The organism is Vibrio splendidus (assembly GCF_003345295.1).
GTDB lineage: Bacteria > Pseudomonadota > Gammaproteobacteria > Enterobacterales > Vibrionaceae > Vibrio > Vibrio splendidus_K.
This window is the reverse complement of sequence record NZ_CP031056.1, coordinates 907,293-927,936: the sequence shown is the minus strand read 5'-3', so window position 1 is coordinate 927,936 and position 20,644 is coordinate 907,293. Positions and strand designations below refer to the sequence as shown.

Sequence of the window (20,644 nt, the reverse complement as noted above, 5' to 3'; positions counted from 1 at the left end):
ATAAATATTATGATTTCTTGTGATGTTTAACACTAAGGAACAAGCTCATGAATCAATTGCATGGATAGACAAAACGATGTTGTGCTAGTGCTTCTCATTAAACTCAAATTTCATAAAAGTGGGGGTTTAATAATCTTGGTCAATATCCGAAAAAACAGTTGTGTTAATGTGCGCGTATTAGCAACAACCAAAAATAATTAAAAATGTTTAAAAGCAATGAGTTAACAATAAACATCGAAGCAATCAATGTCGCACTGTCAAAAGTTGAAAATGCGAACAAGATTCAGCTTAATACGTTGAAAGGTTATGTGAGCAGCGAACCAGAACAGGCCGTGCTTGCGTTTCGTTCTTTGAATGAAGTGGAATCGATCGACGACAAGCTTAAGAAGATCATGTCAGAGCTACCACACCTCAGTGGCGAAGCTCATCATCTGCTTGAAACTTCTATCTTGCTACAGTGATTCTAGCTACAGATAAGCCTCAGCCAATACAAGTTAGTTCATGTATTCCTGAACAGGTTGAGACTTATCTTTAACTGGTCACAGCGTTTAACCAATGACTTATCCGTTACACAAAGCTGTACTGATAGGTTGAAATGAATTGGTGATGTAAGACCCTCGCATTACTCCCAGAAGTTCCACCATTTTTTGCTGTTTTCCTCACGCTGCTGTTGGCCTTTTTCTGAACCTTTCCCCTCTTCTTTACGCTCTTGTTCCGCTTTTTTGTCTTTCTGCTTTTCTAATCCCGACTTTTCTTCGTCCTTATCCATATCATCTTTAAGCTTCTCTTTCTTATCTTTGAGCTTCTCTTTACTCTCTTCGAGGGCTTCTTTCTCGTCTTCTAAATCATCAAGCTCTTTATCTAACTTCTGCTTATCTTTTTTGTTCTTACTTTTTTTCGTTTTCTTCTTTTTCTCTTCGATCATCGAATCAAGCTGCTTCTCACGATCATCCATTTCGCCTTCAACTTTTTTTGCCTCAGCGAATGTTTTTACTTCTTCTAAATCGGGCTTACCTTTACCAGTCCACTCAGGTTTAGCAGCAATACTGTGGGTCGACCACGTTATCAAAGCACCCGTAACTGCAAGTACTAGAACTGTCTTATTCATCCTTAAACTCCTATTCCTATAGTCTTTTAAAGCTAATACCTAAATAGCACTAAAACAAGGTAGCCATACCTAGCACTCATCCCTTTGAACTAGATATGGCTTGTGTATCACCTTATAGCGTTAATGCTTTGACCATACCCGCTTCAGCGTGACCAAGAATATTGCACGCGAACTCTACGTTATTATCACCATGAAAATGCCAAAGCATCTGCTTCGCTTTGCCCGGCTTAACCGTGACTGTACTGCCCGAGTCATGAGCGTGATTACCCATTTTTTTCATCATTTCACGATGCTCTAGCTGCTCTGAGGCAGAACCAATCGAGAATTCATGATCAATCTTGCCTGTATTCATCACAACAAACTGCACTACGTCATTTGGCTCTATATCGACCTTGTTCTTAAAGGTGATTTTCATGTCATCGCTCAGTAGGACATGAACCACTTTATCCGGCTTTACGCCTTGAGCTGGCATCCCAACTTCTGACATACCTTCCATGTTCATCATTCCATCCATATTCATCATCTTCGAATGGTCCATCTTTCCACCCTTCATCATGCTGTGATCCATTTTTGAATGATCCATTTCTCCGCTCTTCATCATCGAGTGATCCATGCCTGAATGATCTTTACTTGAATGGTCAACAGCTGAGTGATCCATTTCAGCAAAAGCCGTTGCAGTGGTCAGTGTTAGAGCGATAGCAATTAGTGTCTTTTTCATGATCGTTCCTTAGATTAATTCAGTTATTTATTTGTTAGTTTCATATGTTCATGTGGTGCACCCTTACCTACTCCTGTCTCGCAAGTAAGGGCCTTATAGTCAGTGCGTTATTTACTTGTCTCGTTTTGGCTCTGAGTAATCTCACGCTGTTTCCAGAGCTTAAAGATTGCAGGCAACACCAGTAGGGTGAGCAACAGCGCAGAAGCCATACCGCCTATCATTGGTGCTGCGATTCGTTGCATCACTTCAGAGCCCGTACCCTCGCCATACATGATTGGAATTAGGCCGATAATCACCGTAAGTACAGTCATCATCACAGGGCGCACACGCAGTCCTGCCCCTTCACGGATCGCATCCGTTAAGTCTTCACTCTGAAGTGCTTGCTGGTTCTCTTCTGCATCCAACTTTTTGTAGTGCCAAGCTTGGTTTAGGTAAACCAACATGATCACACCTATCTCAACGGCAACCCCGGCAAGCGCGATGAAGCCCACACCCACCGCAATGGAGAAGTTGTAATTGAGAACATGCATTAGCCATAGGCCGCCAACCATCGCGAGTGGCAATGTCAGCATGATCATCATCACCTCACCGACACGGCGGAAGCTGAGGTAGAGCAACAACATGATGATGGCGATGGTGATTGGTACTACGACACTTAAACGTTCTTTGGCACGCTCCATGTATTCGTATTGACCAGACCATGCCAGTGAATACCCGGCAGGCAAGACGATTTGGTCAGAAACAACTTTTTGCGCCTCTGCGACATAAGAGCCAAGGTCACGCCCTTCGATATCGACAAATACCCAACCGTTAGGGCGTGCGTTCTCCGTTTTGATCATCGGTGGGCCATCTTCATAACGAATATCAGCAACATCAGAGAGAGCAATTCGCGCACCGTTTGGTGTCACTAACGGCAGGTTCTGCAACTTAACGACAGAGTCACGATAGCTTTGTGGATAGCGGACATTGATTGGGTAACGTTCTAGCCCTTCAACGGTTTCACCCACGTTCATGCCACCAACCGCAGTCGAGATAACCTGTTGCACTTCTTTAATGCTCAAGCCATATCGCGCAGCAGAGCGGCGTTTAATGTCTATCGTCACATAACGACCACCAGCAACACGTTCGGCATACACAGAAGCCGTACCGCGAACACCATTTAAGATAGGTTCCAGCTGAGAACCAATATCTTCAATTACGCTCAGATCCGGGCCTGCGATTTTGATACCGATTGGGGTTTTAATGCCGGTCGCTAACATGTCGATACGGGTTTTGATTGGCATAACCCAAGCATTGGTTAAACCGGGGAACTGAATCAGATCATCAAACTCTTTACGCAGCGACTCTGTAGTGACACCGTCACGCCACTCATCTCGTGGTTTAAGCTGAATCACCGTTTCAATCATGGTCAGTGGCGCAGGATCGGTTGCCGTTTCTGCGCGTCCGATTTTGCCCCATGTGGTTTCGACTTCTGGAATGGTTTTGATGAGCTTGTTGGTTTGTTGCAACAACTCACGAGCCTTACCTATTGAGATACCCGGATACGTGGTTGGCATGTACATCAAATCCCCTTCGTCCAAAGGAGGAATGAACTCACTACCAAGCTTGCTGGTTGGGTAATAGGCAGACGCCATTAAGCCAAGTGCGATAACAATCATCACCTTTGGATATTTTAGGCTGAAGTTTAGAAGCGGCTTGTACATCGCCACTAAACTGCGGTTAACTGGATTCTTGTTTTCAGGTAACACGTTGCCACGAATAAAGTAGCCCATTAACACAGGCACAAGCGTGATAGCCAAACCGGCTGCTGCGGCCATCGCATACGTCTTGGTAAACGCAAGTGGCGAGAACATCTTGCCTTCTTGCCCTTCTAGCGCGAACACAGGTACAAAGCTCAAGGTAATGATGATGAGCGAGAAGAACAGTGGTGCGCCAACTTCTTCTGCCGCTTTACCAATCACTTGCCAACGGTTTTTGTCAGTGAGCGGAGTCCGTTCAATATGTTTATGAACGTTCTCGATCATTACTATGGCACCATCCACCATTGCGCCAATCGCAATCGCTATTCCACCAAGAGACATGATGTTGGCGTTAATACCCTGCCAATGCATCACAATGAATGCACCCAAGATACCGACAGGCAGACTTAGAGCGATAACCAACGACGAACGGATATGGAACAAGAACAGCGCACACACGACGGCGACCACGATGAACTCTTCAGCAAGCTTCTTCCAAAGGTTTTCAACGGCTGAATCAATCAAAGTAGAACGATCATAAGTCGCGACAATCTCGACACCATCAGGTAAGCCCGCTTGCAGTTTAGCGAGTTTGGATTTAACTGAGTCGATCACTTCACTGGCATTTTCACCAAAGCGCATCACGATAACGCCGCCAACCGCTTCGCCCTCACCATTGAGTTCAGAGATACCACGACGCATTTGCGGGCCAAGGTTAATGTCGGCAATGTCGCCCAATAACAGAGGAGTACCCTTGTCGGTCACTTTTAGCGGCAGAGATTGAATGTCTTCGATGCTTGTGAGGTAGCCGGTTGTACGAACCATGTGCTCGGCTTCGGCAATTTCAACGACAGACGCACCGGTTTCTTGATTACCATCTTGGATTGCCTTGTTGACTTGCTGAAGTGTTAGGTCGTAAGCACGTAACTTGGCAGGATCAATCTGTACTTGGTACTGCTTCACCATGCCGCCAACGGTCGCCACTTCAGACACGCCTTCTACGGTTTGCAGCTCGTATTTCAAGAACCAATCTTGCAGACTACGAAGCTCTGCTAAGTCGTGCTTACCGGTTTTGTCTTGCAGTACATAGCTGTAAACCCAGCCTACACCAGTTGCATCTGGTCCTAGTGTTGGCTTGGCACTCGATGGCAAGTTAGGTGCAACTTGGCTTAAGTACTCCAACACTCGTGAACGCGCCCAGTACATATCGGTATCGTCATTGAAGATGATATAGACATAGGAATCACCAAAGAACGAGTAGCCACGAACCGTTTCTGCACCCGGAACGGCTAACATCGCCGTTGTGAGCGGATAGGTCACCTGATCTTCGACTACTTGAGGCGCTTGCCCCGGATAGCTGGTTTTGATGATCACCTGGACATCAGAAAGATCTGGGATAGCATCGACGGGCGTATTTTTAACGCTGTATAAGCCGCCAAATACGATGGCTACAGTGGCAACCAGAACCAAGAATCGGTTACTGATGGACCAACGAATGATTGCATTGATCATAATGTGCCCTCACCCGTGCTATTCGTCGGTTCGAGAGATTTGAGCACATAATCAGAACCTTGCTTCGCCACTAGAAACCGAATGCTTTGACCCTCGGTAAACTCGGATAAATCAAGGTCATCACTTACTTGGAAGTTCATTTCACCCGCCTTCCAATTCCACTCAAGGACTGGCTGATGTTTTACGGTGATCATGCCAAAATCTGCCATCAACATAGTGATGTCACCTGTTACCCAAACTTCGCCAGCGATCTTGTGTTTGTTGACCTTGTAATTAACAACCTCGTACTGCCCTGACTCTGTCTTTCTCATCTCAAAATCAATCGCCTTACCACGTTGCACGTCACTCATATCCAAGCCTTCCGCAAAGGTGAAATTCATCACCATGCCCGGCCAATCCCATTCAGGAACAGGCTGATGGTTAATCGTCACCATGCGACTGCCTTTCATAACATCGGAAATTTCACCGTTTGCCCATACGGTTTCAGCTTCTTCCTCAACACCATTGATACGTGACAGATCAGCCGATTGGCTCGATTCAGAGTCCAACATAAAGTGCGCAGAAGTCACGATATGTTCACCTTGTTCAAGCCCTTGCAACACCTCGATTTTCTCGTCAGCTTCACGCCCGACTTCAATGCGTGCTGAACGGTATTTGCCCTCACCTTCGGACAACACTACTCGTGTCATACCACCAGAATGAATCACCGACGATCTTGGGATAGTAAGAACAGATTCATCACTTATTGGCTTCAACGCAATATTGGCGAACATGTTCGGTTTTAGCTCGCCATTAGGATTCGAGAACTTCAAACGAACGCGTAAAGTTCGAGTTTTCGGGTCAAGAATTGGATACACATAATCAACGTTGCCCTGCCACTCTTTGCCCGGAATCGCATCAAGTGTCATCTCTGCATTACTGCCCGATGAGATCCAGTGAGCTTGGCGCTCAAACACTTCGGCATCAACCCACACCTCGTCTAGAGGGCCTGCGCTGATTACCGCTTGCGCAGGCGAAAGATAACCACCCTCACGAATATTGAGGCTAGCGATAACGCCATCTGCAGGTGCTTTAATTTTTATGGTTTGCGAGGCTTTACCTCGGCGAGTGATCGAACGAATCTGAGCTTTATCGACACCCAAGGTGATCAAGCGTTCAGTGGAGCCCTTGACCAACCCTTTGCGACCCGTTTTGTATGCACTAAGTAACTCTTCTTGTGCCTTAACCAGCTCTGGAGAGTAAAGAGTGAACAACACATCGCCCTGATTGACCTTCTCACCGACAGCATTGATATAAAGCTTCTCAACCCAGCCAGCTGCTCTTACGTTGGTTTGCCACAATGTACTTTCATCAAACGCCACGTAACCCACGGTTTCAATCCGAGGAGACAACGCTTCAAAGTTAACTTTTGCTGTTTTGACACCAAGATTATTTTCTACCGACGGGTCGATATACACAGTTCCCGCCTTGTCTGCTCCCGCACTTGAGTCATCCGCATAAACAGGAATTAAATCCATCCCCATTGGTGACTGCCCCGGTTTGTCTCGCTGATAATTTGGGTCCATCGGAGCCACCCAGTACAGAGGCTCATCCTTGGTTTGTTTACTTACTTCGGCGTCTGTACTCGTTGCCATCGCTGACATGTTATGTGCTGACCCAACGACAAAGTGATTCACACCAAAACCCAATGCACCACCGACCAACAAAGCGATAGTCGCTACTTTTACTGTATTCATTGTCTATTCCTTTATTGATTGGCTGTTGTGTTGAGTTGCGCTTGAGTTGAGTTGTGGTTGGTTTACTTGGTATTCAAAACCACTGACTAACGCCGCCAGTTTGCTGTTAACGATGTTGAGATCGGTGATCAAACGTTGTTGCTCTAACTTAAGCGCTAGCTCATCGGTCGTTGCTAAAATGACATCGTTAAACTGAGCGGTATTGTTTTGATAACCCCTTTCAACCGCGCTGATTCGGGCTGCGGTTTGAGGAAGCAAGGACGTTTGATAGCGATCTAATCGCTGGATCAGATTTGATCTGTCCACCAGCAATGCGTTCACTTGCGCGTTCATTTGGGAAAGTAAGGTGTCTTTTTGAGATTTAGCCGCACCAACTTGATACTGAGCAGCCGATAAGTTTTTATCTTGTCGATTCCCCGTAAACAGCGGAATGTCGACTGTCAGATAAGCACTCACCAAATCAGAAGCAGGTTCACCCGCCATGTTATTGGCTTGGCGGTGCGCATACATCACTTCTACCCCAAACTGCGGGGTATAAGCTTGCTCGGCTAACTCAACCTGAGTTTGATTAGAAGAAATACTGACATCGGAGATCTTAACCAAAGGATGGTCAGTCAGTAGCTGGTAGTGCTTGGTTGAATCGGTATTGGTCTCTAATTTGCTTTCTAACAATGACCAATCGATTTGGTTAGTTGCATTCAGTGTGCCCTGAGAATCAAGAACCTGAGAGCCTAGCCAATCAGAACCCAACCATTCAGAAAACTGAGAGATTAAACGGCGTTGAACCTGTTGGTTTGCCTGAAGTTTCTCATCAAGCTTGCTCACTTGAAGCTGAGCATTAAGCAGATCTTGTGCTTCACTTTTACCAATCGAGTAATTGGTTTGTACATAATTTTCAAGCTCAACCAACAAACGACGATTTTGACGAATCACCGACTCAGCTTTTTGTTGATAACCTAACTCAAGCCAAAGCTGCGTCATGCTATTCGCAACCGTCAATTCTCTTGCTTGCACCTGCAAAGCTAAAGCATCAGCCTGTTGGCCTGCCTTTTTCTGTTGGAGGTTAAGCGTATCGCCACGCTCAAACTGCTGCATCACCCCTACCGATATATTAGTCATCGGGTCTTCGTCGAATTGAAAGCTATCGACAGGCAAACCGCCAAATCCAACTTTTAATTTCGGGTCCATTAAGGTCGCGTTGGCAATGCCCGTTTCTCGCATCGCTTGAGACTGAGCAAAGTACTGTTTGCGATTTCCATCTTCGCTTAAAGCAATCTCAATCAGTGTATTGAGTTGCTGCGTCGAGCTTGCTTGGTCATATGCTGAAATGTGTTGAGCATTTGAAGCTGACGCAGTGTTAGCCGCGAGCGTAGCACTTGAAAACAAGGCCATAGGCAAGGCAGCAGCAACCACTAAGCTCGTGTTCATAACAAACACATAGGTTGTTGGTTTCATATTCACAATGAATGTCCATATCTAGCGCTAATTAGCGCATAAAAAAGAATGGCTTATCAGATTTATCTAACTGATAGAGCTGTATTTTTAGATATAGATTTATGCAGTGGGCGGGCGTAACAAAGATTGAGCACGTGCGACTTTCTGGCCAATCGTGACCGATTGAAAACGAGCTAATGAAAAGGAAAGTTGATCAACGGCTTGAACAGCCTGAATTGGATAGGGACTTGCAGAACACATTGAGGCACAGCAATCGGCACTCGAACAATGGTTACCCATCATCGAACTGCCGTCTTCGCTCATTGAAGACATATCGCATTGAGCCATCAAAGCATGGGCACTCATGTTAGAGTCTTCAGCGTGTACTTTTTCACTCATCACATGACACCCTGCCATTGAATCATTAACCGAAGTACCGCTGTGGTAACAAGCCGATTTGCTCGACCCCATTTCCATCATCATTACTTCAGTCATAAAGGCTGAGGAGCTTGAGGCATAGCTAGACATCAACATCGCAATGATGCTGAAAACAATAATCCAAGTTTTTCGGAATGTGTTTGTCATAGTTTACCTTTGAATTTACACCGCAACTATAAACGTTACCCTTAGGGTAAGGTCAATGCCATTGTGCCGATATTTATCTGACCGTTGAAAAAGTATTCATCCTCTCTTTCATCAAAATGAGATAATTCTTCGACTTTGCAGTTTTTTCTTTAAAAATTATCCAATTAGCTAGCGAAACCTCTATCTGTGTATTTTACTTAAAATAGTGCAACCACGATTCACGGATGATAAAAATGGCTAACAAAAGAAACGTCGAAACAGACAAGAAAAATACAGAAATCAAAAATAAAAAAAGTAACGAGCTAGAACAAAAGAAACCAACACAAAGAAAGAAGCGCAGACTGCATTCACATCTAAAAGTGAATATCCCACTTTTTCAGTCACTCATGATGATTTTGCCATCATTGGCTAAACACGCTGCTGCCGAAAGTATAGACAATTCCAGCGACGCTGCAGATCAAGTAACCGCAAATAACGTGACCGAAAAAGATGTCACCGATGACCATAGCAAGGCGGACTCATCTGCGGTTGCTCATCAAGAAGCTCAGACAAGTGACAGCGATGTAAACTCAACCTTGAGTGCAAGTCATGCCCCCCATGGTTCGAGCTCTCACTTGGTTCCTTCTCATCATTTGTCGACGCTTTCTCACCCGCAAGTCCATTACATTCCTTCGGTATCGATGCCGACTATCTCCTCAGGAAGTAACGGTCAGCCGACTCATTCGAATGCGCCTACGACGCCCGCTTTACCCGTCACCTTCATGCCAGAAGTCATAAAAGGTACGTACGGAGAGCTTCATGTTGATGCAAATGGTCAATACACATTCATATTGAATCCAAATTCTCCTCAATACATCCTGTTAAATCAGCACCAACCAGGTACTGACCATTTTGCGTTACATCTATCTAATGGCTCGAGCATCATTGTTCAGATACCGGTAACAGGTAAGCAAGACACGCCAAATATTTCTGGAGACCTAACAGGTGTCGTAACAGAAGATCACAATATTGATTCACAAGGTTTGTTACATGCGAACGGCAAAATCGATGTCATAGACCCTGACCAAAATGAAAGTTCGGTTACGCCGGAAGTTATCTCAGGAAAATATGGTTCATTAACTATCGATGTTGATGGACACTGGCAGTATCAAGTTGACAACTCTCTTTCGAATGTTCAAGCGTTAACCGCAGCCACTTCATTGCACGAAAGCTTCACTATTCACACCAAAGATGGCACGCCTCAAACAATCGATATGACAATTGGCGGCAACGACGACAACGCCGTTATCACAGGTGTAGATGCTGGCACGGTAACTGAAGATTTAACGACACAAATCCAAGGACAGCTTTCGGTAACGGACTCTGATCTTGGAGAGGACCACTTTCAAGCCTCACAAGTGACTAGTAATTTCGGTACGCTAAGCATCACCAAAGACGGTGCATGGACATACAATTTAGATAACAATAACCCTGTAGTTCAAGGGCTTGGCCAAGGATCAACTGCGACAGACATCGTCACTGTTCACTCTGCCGATGGCACAGCACATCAAGTTACGGTTACGATTAATGGCACCAACGACCATGCGGTAATTACGAGTAGTACAGCAAATTCACCAAGTTCGTTTTTCGCTATCGGGAAAAGTAATGGCTCAAGCCAAGTTACTGAAGATAAAGACCTAACGGTTTCGGGCCAACTCAACATCACCGATATCGACTCAAAAGAGGCGCATTTTTCTACTTCCGACCTCAAGGGGACACTGGGTACTTTACACCTTAAAGACAATGGTGATTGGACCTACGATCTAGATAATAAAAATCCACAAGTTCAGGCTCTTGGTAAAGGGTCTGCGACAACAGACATCATAACCATCCACTCCGCTGACGGCACTCCTCATCAAATCACTATTACCGTTAACGGCACCAATGATAAAGCCGTGATAAGCGGAACTAGTACCGGCGTGGTAACCGAAGAGTCCCAACTTCAGACCTCGGGCACACTTGCGGTAACGGATGTGGATACTGGCGAGGCACACTTCTCCAACACCGATATCGTAGGCTCGTTTGGTACGCTTCATCTGACCGATACTGGTTCTTGGACGTACGATCTTGATAATACAAATCCTAACGTTCAATCATTGGGCAAAGGAGCAACCGCTACCGACACCATCACCGTTCATTCCGCTGACGGCACGCCGCATCAAGTGACTATCACAGTAAATGGCACCAATGACAAAGCAACTGTCAGCAGTGCGACCGTTGCTATCAATGAAACCGACAAAGCAGTAACAACATCAGGAACATTGACCAGTACCGATGTTGATAACCCAGACAATACGTTCACGCCAGATTCCATCATTGGCACGAACGGCAACCTAAACATCGACGCCCATGGTCAATGGATCTTCACCGCCAACAGCGCATTCAATCAATTAAACGTTGGCGATAAAGTCGAAGAGACGTTCACTGTCTCTTCCATCGATGGTACCCCATCAACAATCAAAGTGACGATCAACGGAACCAACGATAAAGCTACTGTCAGCAGTGCAACTGTCGTCATCGATGAGACTAACAAAGCGGTAACAGCTTCAGGAACGCTAACCAGTATCGACGTTGATAATCCAGATAATACGTTTACACCGGATTCTATTTCAGGCACCAACGGTGACCTGACTATTGATGCTAATGGTCATTGGGCGTTCACTGCGAATAGTGCGTTTAATCAATTGAACGTCGGTGATAAGGTCGAAGAAACCTTCACGGTGTCATCTGTGGATGGCACACCATCAACCATCAAAATCACGATTAACGGCACCAACGATAATGCCATGGTTAGCAGTGCGACCGTCGCTATCGATGAGACTGACAAAGCGGTAACCACATCAGGTACGTTGATCAGCACCGACGTAGATAACCCAGATAATGCGTTCACACCGGATTCAATTATTGGTGCCAACGGCAACCTAAACATTGATGCTAATGGTCATTGGACGTTCACCGCCAACAGCGCGTTTAACCAATTGAATGTCGGCGATAAAATCGAAGAAACCTTTACGGTGTCGTCTGTTGATGGCACACCGTCAACCATAAAAGTGACGATTAACGGTACTAACGATGCAGCGACAGTCAGTACCGCAACTGTAAGTGTGGATGAAACGAACAGCGCTATAATAACTTCTGGAACCCTCACAAGTACCGATGTAGACAACCCAGACAACACGTTTACGCCAGACTACATTGCTGGATCTAACGGCGACCTGACTATTGACACCCATGGTCAATGGACATTCACCGCCAACAGCGCATTCAATCAATTAAACGTTGGCGATAAAGTCGAAGAGACGTTCACCGTCAATTCGGTCGATGGCACAACATCCACCATCAAAATTACGATTAATGGCACCAATGATAAGGCGACGGTAAGCAGTGCGACCGTTGCCATCGATGAAACCGACCAAGCAGTAACAACATCAGGAACATTGACCAGTACTGACGTGGATAATCCAGATAATGCGTTCACACCGGATTCAATTATTGGTGCCAACGGCAACCTAAACATTGATGCTAATGGTCGTTGGACGTTCACCGCCAACAGCGCATTTAATCAATTGAACGTTGGCGATAAAGCCGAAGAGACCTTTACGGTGTCGTCTGTAGATGGCACACCGTCCACCATCAAGGTGACGATTAACGGCACCAACGATAAAGCGACCGTTAGCAGCGCAAATGTGGCAGTTGATGAAACTGATACAGCGGTAACTACCTCAGGCACGCTAACCAGCACCGATATCGATAATCCAGATAACACGTTTACGCCCGATTCCATCACTGGCACGAACGGCAACCTAAACATTGATGCTAATGGCCATTGGACGTTCACTGCCAACAGCACTTTTAATCAGTTGAATGTGGGCGATAAGGTTGAAGAAACCTTCACTGTATCGTCTGTTGATGGCACCCTCTCAACCATCAAAGTTACGATCAATGGCACCAATGATAAAGCGACGGTCAGTACCGCAACGGTAAGTGTGGATGAGACTGACAAAGCGATAACCACCTCAGGCACAATAACCAGCACCGACGTCGACAACCCAGACCATACGTTCACACCGGATTCCATTTCAGGCACTAACGGTAACCTAAACATCGACACCCATGGTCAATGGACGTTCACTGCCAACAGCGCTTTTAATCAGTTGAATGTGGGCGATAAGGTTGAAGAAACCTTTACTGTGTCGTCCGTTGATGGCACACCCTCGACCATAAAAGTCACGATAAATGGTACCAACGATAAACCAACTATTGCTGCGCAATCGCACTCGGTTACCGAAGATGGGCAATTACTCCAAGGTCAGATGGTCGGCACAGATATCGATAATGGTGCCCAGTTAACTTATTCAGTAGCAAATCCTGTAGATGGATTGACCCTAAATAAAGACGGTAGCTACAGCTTTGATCCTTCGAATAGTACCTACCAACATCTAGCAGATAAACAAACTCAAACCCTTACGATTCCAGTCACAATCACTGATGAGCACAACAGTAGCTCAACAGAAAACCTAACCATTACTATTACTGGTACTGGTGATGCCGCCATTATTGGTGGTGTGGATACGGGTTCTGTCATTGAAAAAACAGCGGGTGATAATATGTCACCCGATTTTGCTCATTCCGGAATGGCAACACTGGGAAACAGTGTTTTATCCGCCGATGGACAATTGACCATTGTTGACCCAGATAAAGGCGAACAAGGTTTTGCTTCCCACACCAATGCCTATAACTACCATGGTACTTATGGTGATTTAATTTTAAACCCTGATGGTAGTTGGCATTACGTTGCCGATGCAGGCAGTGTCAGTCATATTGGTGGGCGACCAACCACCAGAGGGACCGCCATCGACCAACTTGGTAAAGGTGATACGTTAACTGACACCATCACTGTCCATTCTATAGATGGCACTACGCATGATATTGTAATTACCATAAACGGTAGCAATGATCGCCCGTATTGTTCATCCGAAGTACAACTAAATTCAGGCAAAGAAGATACAGTTCAAACCATAACAACCAGTGAACTGCTTTCGAATAGCGTAGATGTTGATGCAAACGATGCAGGTAAGCTGTCTGTCGCTAACCTTCATGCCGATCATGGTTCAATTCGGGATAATCACGACGGTACTTTCACCTTTACTCCCAACCATAATTACAACGGTAACATCCATTTTACCTATGATGTCGTCGATGCACATAGTGGCGCCACTCATACTGGTGCAAATACAACGATTACTGGTACTCCAGATCAAGCCACTATTACTGAGGTGACAACAGGAAGCGTGACTGAAGATGGCACGCATGCCACTCACAACAACGGAATCACTACAGAGCTAGCATATGGGAAACTTCAAGTTATCGACCCTGATAGCGGTGAAAATAAATTCCAATACAGTCAGTTTGGTGAAACCTCTATTCACGATCCATTTGGTGGCATGTTGCGAATCGACAGCGCCGGAAATTGGGGTTATAGCGTTGACAACGCGGCTCTACAACACCTTGGTCAAGGACAGACTGAAACGGTGGTGTATCGTGTTCATAGTTATGATGGGACTGCTTACGATCTGCATATTGATGTAACAGGAACCAACGACGCTCCTACGGTGAATAAAGTTGTTCTCAGCAACGGCACAGAAGACACACATTACCAAATGCAAGCAAGTCAGTTTGGTTTCACCGATATAGACACCAAAGACACGTTGCACTCGATTTCGATTACAGACCTACCACCAGCGACACAAGGTAAGTTTGTTCTTGACGGGCATGACATCTCTTCAGGTCAGAGCATTGCCACCGCAGACATCAGTAAACTTCAATTCGTCCCCGCACAAGATTTCAATGGTGATGTTCAATTTAAGTACACTGTCAATGATGGTCATGTAAACTCGCAGAAAGCGACGAATACCCTTCACATAGATGCCGTTAGCGACACCGCAAAAATTACAGGAACAGATACTGGTGATGTGCATGAAGGACACACTTTTACGGCGCCAGACGGCAGTATGTCGGGTTCTAGGGTGAACGATCGATCGCCCGATCATCAGCATCACAATACTGGCAAATTATGGAACGATCAGATCCATACCAAGGGCCACCTTAATATCCACGATGCCGATAGTGGCGAAGCGCACGCCCAAAATGGTGTTTACCACGGACATTATGGTCAGATCATATTGCAAGAAAACGGTGATTGGAACTATTACGCTTCAATTGGCCAAGATTCAACGGGTAGAGCAATAGATAAACTCGGTCAGGGGCAAAACCTAACCGATACAATCACAATCAAGTCAGCGGACGGTACAGCTCATAACATTGTTATCACTATTCATGGCAGTAATGACCGCCCGTATTGTTCATCAGAAGTGCAACTTAACGCGGGCACAGAAGATACCCGCCAAACCATCACTATCGAACAATTACTACACAACACGGTTGATGTCGATAATAATGATACTGGGCTACTTACTGTAGAAAATTTGCATGCTGATCATGGTTCAATTGCAATTAATTCAGATGGTAGCTTTTCATTTACACCAGAGAAAAATTATAACGGTAATGTCCACTTTTCATATGATGTTAGGGATGCACATGGTGGAGTGACCCATACAGGAGCAATCACCTCACTAGGCGCGATCAACGATAACCCTGATAATATTCCTGTTGTTGATTCTGTAACAGAAGACACAGATACGCACCATATTATAAATTTACTTGCAGGTGCCACTGATGTTGATGGTGATGCCTTATCTATTAGTCAGATACAGGCTTCGTTTGAAGGCAGTACTGGCAAGTTACCTCAAGGTGTCACAATAGCGAGCGATGGTCATTCGTTGATCATTGATAGCCATGCTCAAGTATTTCAGCACCTAAGAGTTGGTGAAAAATCAGATGTCGTTGTCCATTACATGATTGACGATAATCATGGAGGGCAAACACCTGCCATAGCAACTATTACTATTGCTGGTACAGATGATAAAGCAGGATTAACCTCAAACATCATTCAAATGAGTGAAACAGAAGCCGTTGATAGTGCGCAACATACCTATAAAGGTTCATTACAACTAGTCGACCCTGATACGGGAGATAATACACAGTTTCTATTTGGCGGGCGATATATCGGCCAACATTACTCACCCGGTTCACTTAATGTTTTTCCTGATGGTTCCTATCAATTCCGGCTCCAAGGAGCGCTTAACCGACACGCCAATGATGATATCCAAAGCTTACATGCCGGTGAGTCCATTGATTTTCCTTATGAGATAAAAACCAGTGACGGACAAACACTGACCATTATGGTCAGGGTAACCGGTGAAGATAGTAACGCACAAATCCATGTTTCGATGCCAAATTCATTGCCTGCTAATCAATCTGTTATTGAAGAACATTTTGTTCCCGCGAGTACAACAAATCTCTATGCTGGCGGGCGTTTGCATGTGGTTGACCCTGACCATGATCAATCTTATCTGCAAGCTGAAACCATCAATACCACACACCATGGTCAGTTCAAAATTAGCGCTGATGGAGGATGGAACTACACCATTGATAACTCCATCGATGAAGTACAAAAACTCGGTGCTGGTGAATCATTTACCGAGACCCACACAGTCCATTCCCTAGATGGCACCGCCAGTCAATTACTTACAGTGACAGTTCAGGGAACCAACGATGCACCAGTAGTTTCAGCGCAAGTTAAATTAGCACCAGGAATAGAAGATACCGATATTCAGCTAAACAAGTCTGATCTTCTTTCAAATGCTACAGACATCGATCACAACGACATAGGGCACTTAAACATAACCAACTTAGTCGCTGATCACGGCGTCATTGTTGATAACAAAGATGGGACATTTAACTTCCATCCCGAACCCAACTATAACGGACAAGTCCATTTCTCTTACGATGTCATCGATGGGCATGGTGGAGTGACACACACGGGTGCAAGTACCACACTAGCCGCCGTCAATGATGCAGCTGTATTTTCAGTAGACGATACCGGATCGGTAAAAGAAGATGTCCACGTTCAAGGAGACTCACAACATACTGTAGCAGTATCGGGAGTACTAATTGTTTCCGACCCTGACGCAGGAGAAAGTGAGTTCGTCGCCAACCGAAATGTACATGCTGTGAGTGACCAATTTGGTGGTGATTTAAGTATTGGCCGAGCCGGCGACTGGACTTACTCGGTTCCGAACAACAATTTAAATAGGCTTGCTGAAGGCGAAAAACATCAAGTTACATATGAAGTGGTTTCTCGCGGAGGAGATAAACACCAAATAGTCATCACCGTCGTTGGTACCAATGATGACCCTATACTATCCGTTACCCAAACCACCCCAACAACGGGAACCCTCACTGAAACCGATATTGACGTTAAAGATATGCATACTTTCTCTGTCGTCAGTTCAACAGGCCAATTTGGTTCGCTCTCCGTCGATCCGGATACCGGTGCCTATGTGTACACGGCAAACTCTTCGGTTGCAGGGATGACTTATAACTCAGCTACACACACGTATCACGGAACCGATGTGTTTGAAGTGAAAGTGGCTGACAATCATGGTGGTGAATCATCGAAGTTCATTACTTTTGATACCAATGGTCATGTTTCCGTTGTCCCCGGACAACAACCAACGATTTCAACAACGGTGCCTGTTAATCCGCTGATTACTACAACTCAACCGAGCTTACCTACTGGAACAAACACACCACCAAGTAATGCAGTAACCCTAGATCTAGCCGCATCTAGTGATACTGGTATATCAGATACCGATAATGTCACCAAAGAAACCACACCAACCATCACGGGACATACGGATATCCCTTATTCACAAGTCACGGTCTATGATGGTTCAATACTCGTTGGACACGCGGTGTCTGATGCATCTGGACAATATAGTGTTGCGGTAAGCAGCTTATCGGACGGCGATCATAATCTATCCGCCAAAGCATTGGCTCCTTCATCAGTGCAACCTGCAACATCGTCACTACTTTCTGTACATGTTGATACTGTGGTTGCGCCACTTACCATTGGATTAACTCATGATACGGGAAGTAATAACTCCGATTTAATCACCAGTGATGGTGCACTAACTATTGGCGGACAAGAAGCAGGCTCAACTGTTGAGTATTCCATTGACAACGGGCATACATGGACATCGAGCTTTACGCCACAACAAGGTTCAAATACCGTTAGTATGAGACAAACTGACACCGCAGGAAATGTGTCGACCAATACTTCACTGACTTTCACCCTCGACAATACAATTACCGCACCGACTGTCTCATTGCGCAACGATACTGGGCCACACTCCGTCAACACCCCAGACTTAATCACTAAAGACTCTCAGCTTTCAATTCAAACGGAAGCGGGCGCAAAAGTAGAATATTCAAATGATGGCGGACACACTTGGACTGCTGTATTTAACCCAGTAGAAGGTGTAAACAACCTGCAGGTAAGACAAACTGATATCGCAGGCAACTTATCTCCAGTGACTAACTTTAGCTTCACCTTAGATACAACCCCCGGCACGGTGACTGTGAATCCGATATCGCAAGATAATGCACTAAATGCTGCTGAGAATAATCAGCCGTTGGTAATAACAGGAACCACCTCTAATATCGACCCTGGTGATGTCGTGTATGTTGTCGTTGGTAATAATCATTTTTATGACGCGACCGTAAAATCGGATGGTTCATGGTCATTGACCCTTAGTGCATCTGTTCACCAAAACATTCTGGCGTCCGATCACGACTACCCAATACAAGTGGGTACCGTAGATACTGCTGGAAATTCAACGCCTCGTATTTCAACTCATTTATTAGTCGATACACAGAACCCTATTCCACATATAACCGTCGATTCAGTTACACAAGATAACGTGCTTAATGCCCTTGAATCGGGTCAAAGCATTCCGATAACAGGTACGGTTACTGGCGATTATCACGCAGGTGACACGGTAAGCTTAAAAATAAACGGGACGCATATTCTGTCTCTCACGGGCACTATTAACGCTAGCGGACACTTCTCAATTCCAGTTGATGGCAGAGTGTTGGAGCATGCTAACATTCACACTAGCTATGCAAGTGGCCAGGCAGCACCGATACACTCTATTGAAGCAACAATACAAACAACAGATGTTGTCGGAAATGTGGGCAGTGCAACCACAGGATCGCAAGTATTCACCGTTGATACACAAATACACATCGGTATTCAGACCGATCCTATAACCGCTGATAATGTGATTAACTCTCAAGAATCCAATTCATCCGTTGATGTCACTGGATCCGTTTCTGGTGATTTCAATGTCGGCGACATTGTTACTTTGAACGTCAATGGGGCACAACATACTGGCGCTGTAGACTCACAAGGACACTATTCCATTGCCGTTCCTGGTAGCGAGTTAACTGCAGATGCTGACCAAAAAATTGAAGCGTCAATCGCGGTAACAGATAGCGCAGGTAACAGCGCTCACACCACCACTGATGTTGTTTATCAAGTCGACACTCAGGTTAGCGTTCCTACTATCACTTTTGAAAACACAGGGGCAGACAACTTGTACAGCAAAGCTGAAATCGCCCGAGGCCATGCAAATACGATTACAGCAACCGTTACGCCTCCTGGTGATGCTAAAATCGGTGAGCATCTTGTTGTTAACGGTCAGGATCATGTATTAGATGCTCACACTCTTCAACATGGAATACAAATTGAAGTTCATCCAGGTTCTAATGTGCAAGCAACAATGACTGACGAACACGGTAATACCGCAGGTAGCCAAGGTTTTGCTGCAAGTGCTATACCTGAACCGATCGTTGTCAGACCACCATCGGGAAGCCATCAAGTGTCTGGCACGCTTGGCATACCACCACAATTGCCATCTTTAACACCAGTACCCACCACACAACACGGTTGGAGAATCCATCTACCAAATGGACAATATGTGACCAGTCATCATGGGCAATATGGAACACTAACCATTGATCCTCAAACCGGTGATTTACATTATCAAGAACAAGCAAATGTTCACACAGGGCCACATGGTAGTGCTTCTGGCATCGGTCAACATGAAGACAAGTTCGAAGTTGCCTTACAAGGTACGAATCAAGATGAAGTGGTCGCACATGTCAACATTCAAATACTAAGCCATGGGCCAGGGAATAGTGGCAAACTAAATATTGGTACCGAAGTGGTTGATATGACAATCACTCCTATCGCACATGCTTCACACCCTGCTCCACCACCTCCACCTCCGGTACTACATGATGAGCCAGACATGGCTTCACAAGCGGACTTTACCGTTACGCAAAGCGATGACAGTTATCTAGATTTGACTCAGCACACTCACCAAGAACCCGATCAGAAAACCAGCCACCACGGTGCAGCTGCTTATCTGGATGCATTGGGGATTAAACCCGATGCGACATCAACAACTGTCCACGATCAACCTGCGGACATGGACATCGTACTAGCGCAAGTTGACCATCAAGATGCAACGACACATGACCAAGCGCACTTGGATATGTCAGACGCGCTGGAACACCATGATGCAAACATCAACCATAACCAGGATGATGAGCATCACCACCACGATATCGATGGATTACCGGACATAGATCCTAACTCATAACTCCACATATCAAGTGCTTATTGCCTAACGCTTAGTGCTTAGTGCTTAGTGCTTAGTGCTTGCAACTTACCGCTTAAACTCAAAGCCAACACAACAGGGAGCATTACTTGCTCCCCGTTGTTTCTCTCTAAACAACATACAAA

General features: G+C 45.4%; 8 protein-coding genes. 2 read left to right on the top strand and 6 right to left on the bottom strand.

The genetic code is table 11. The features are described from left to right. Nucleotides 1–203: 203 nt before the first annotated feature. Nucleotides 204–461 carry a hypothetical protein gene (locus tag DUN60_RS19725; RefSeq protein ID WP_016788617.1) on the top strand — a complete coding sequence of 86 codons (258 nt, stop codon included), beginning with the start codon at nt 204–206 and terminating at the stop codon, nt 459–461. Nucleotides 462–622: 161 nt separating this feature from the next. Here DUN60_RS19725 and DUN60_RS19720 read toward each other — a convergent pair whose 3' ends face one another. The 6 genes from DUN60_RS19720 to DUN60_RS19695 all read right to left on the bottom strand — a co-directional run bounded on the left by DUN60_RS19720 (nt 623) and on the right by DUN60_RS19695 (nt 8,832). Continuing rightward, nucleotides 623–1,108 carry a hypothetical protein gene (locus DUN60_RS19720; protein WP_114635183.1) on the bottom strand — a complete coding sequence of 162 codons (486 nt, stop codon included), beginning with the start codon at nt 1,106–1,108 and terminating at the stop codon, nt 623–625. A 112-nt stretch (nt 1,109–1,220) separates the two neighbouring features. Continuing rightward, entirely contained in the window at nt 1,221–1,826 is a 606-nt protein-coding gene (gene copI, locus DUN60_RS19715) for a copper-resistant cuproprotein CopI (RefSeq protein WP_114635181.1), read from the bottom strand. A gap of 107 nt (nt 1,827–1,933) precedes the next feature. After that, nucleotides 1,934–5,077, bottom strand: coding sequence for an efflux RND transporter permease subunit (locus tag DUN60_RS19710; protein WP_114635179.1), 3,144 nt, complete (start codon nt 5,075–5,077; stop codon nt 1,934–1,936). After that, complete coding sequence (locus DUN60_RS19705) at nt 5,074–6,813, bottom strand: efflux RND transporter periplasmic adaptor subunit (protein WP_114635177.1); 1,740 nt, start codon at nt 6,811–6,813, stop codon at nt 5,074–5,076. The genes DUN60_RS19710 and DUN60_RS19705 overlap by 4 nt, the downstream gene beginning before the upstream one ends. Before the next feature lie 3 nt (nt 6,814–6,816). After that, nucleotides 6,817–8,268: a TolC family protein gene (locus tag DUN60_RS19700; protein ID WP_114635175.1), complete on the bottom strand. Its 1,452-nt coding sequence runs from the start codon at nt 8,266–8,268 to the stop codon at nt 6,817–6,819. Nucleotides 8,269–8,367: 99 nt separating this feature from the next. Further along, on the bottom strand, nt 8,368–8,832 hold the full coding sequence (locus DUN60_RS19695; protein ID WP_114635173.1) for a hypothetical protein: 465 nt from the start codon (nt 8,830–8,832) through the stop codon (nt 8,368–8,370). Nucleotides 8,833–9,065: 233 nt separating this feature from the next. On the opposite strand from DUN60_RS19695, the gene DUN60_RS24480 reads away from it, so the two are divergent. Then, nucleotides 9,066–20,501 carry a VCBS domain-containing protein gene (locus DUN60_RS24480; protein WP_162808241.1) on the top strand — a complete coding sequence of 3,812 codons (11,436 nt, stop codon included), beginning with the start codon at nt 9,066–9,068 and terminating at the stop codon, nt 20,499–20,501. The last annotated feature ends 143 nt before the right edge of the window (nt 20,502–20,644 follow it).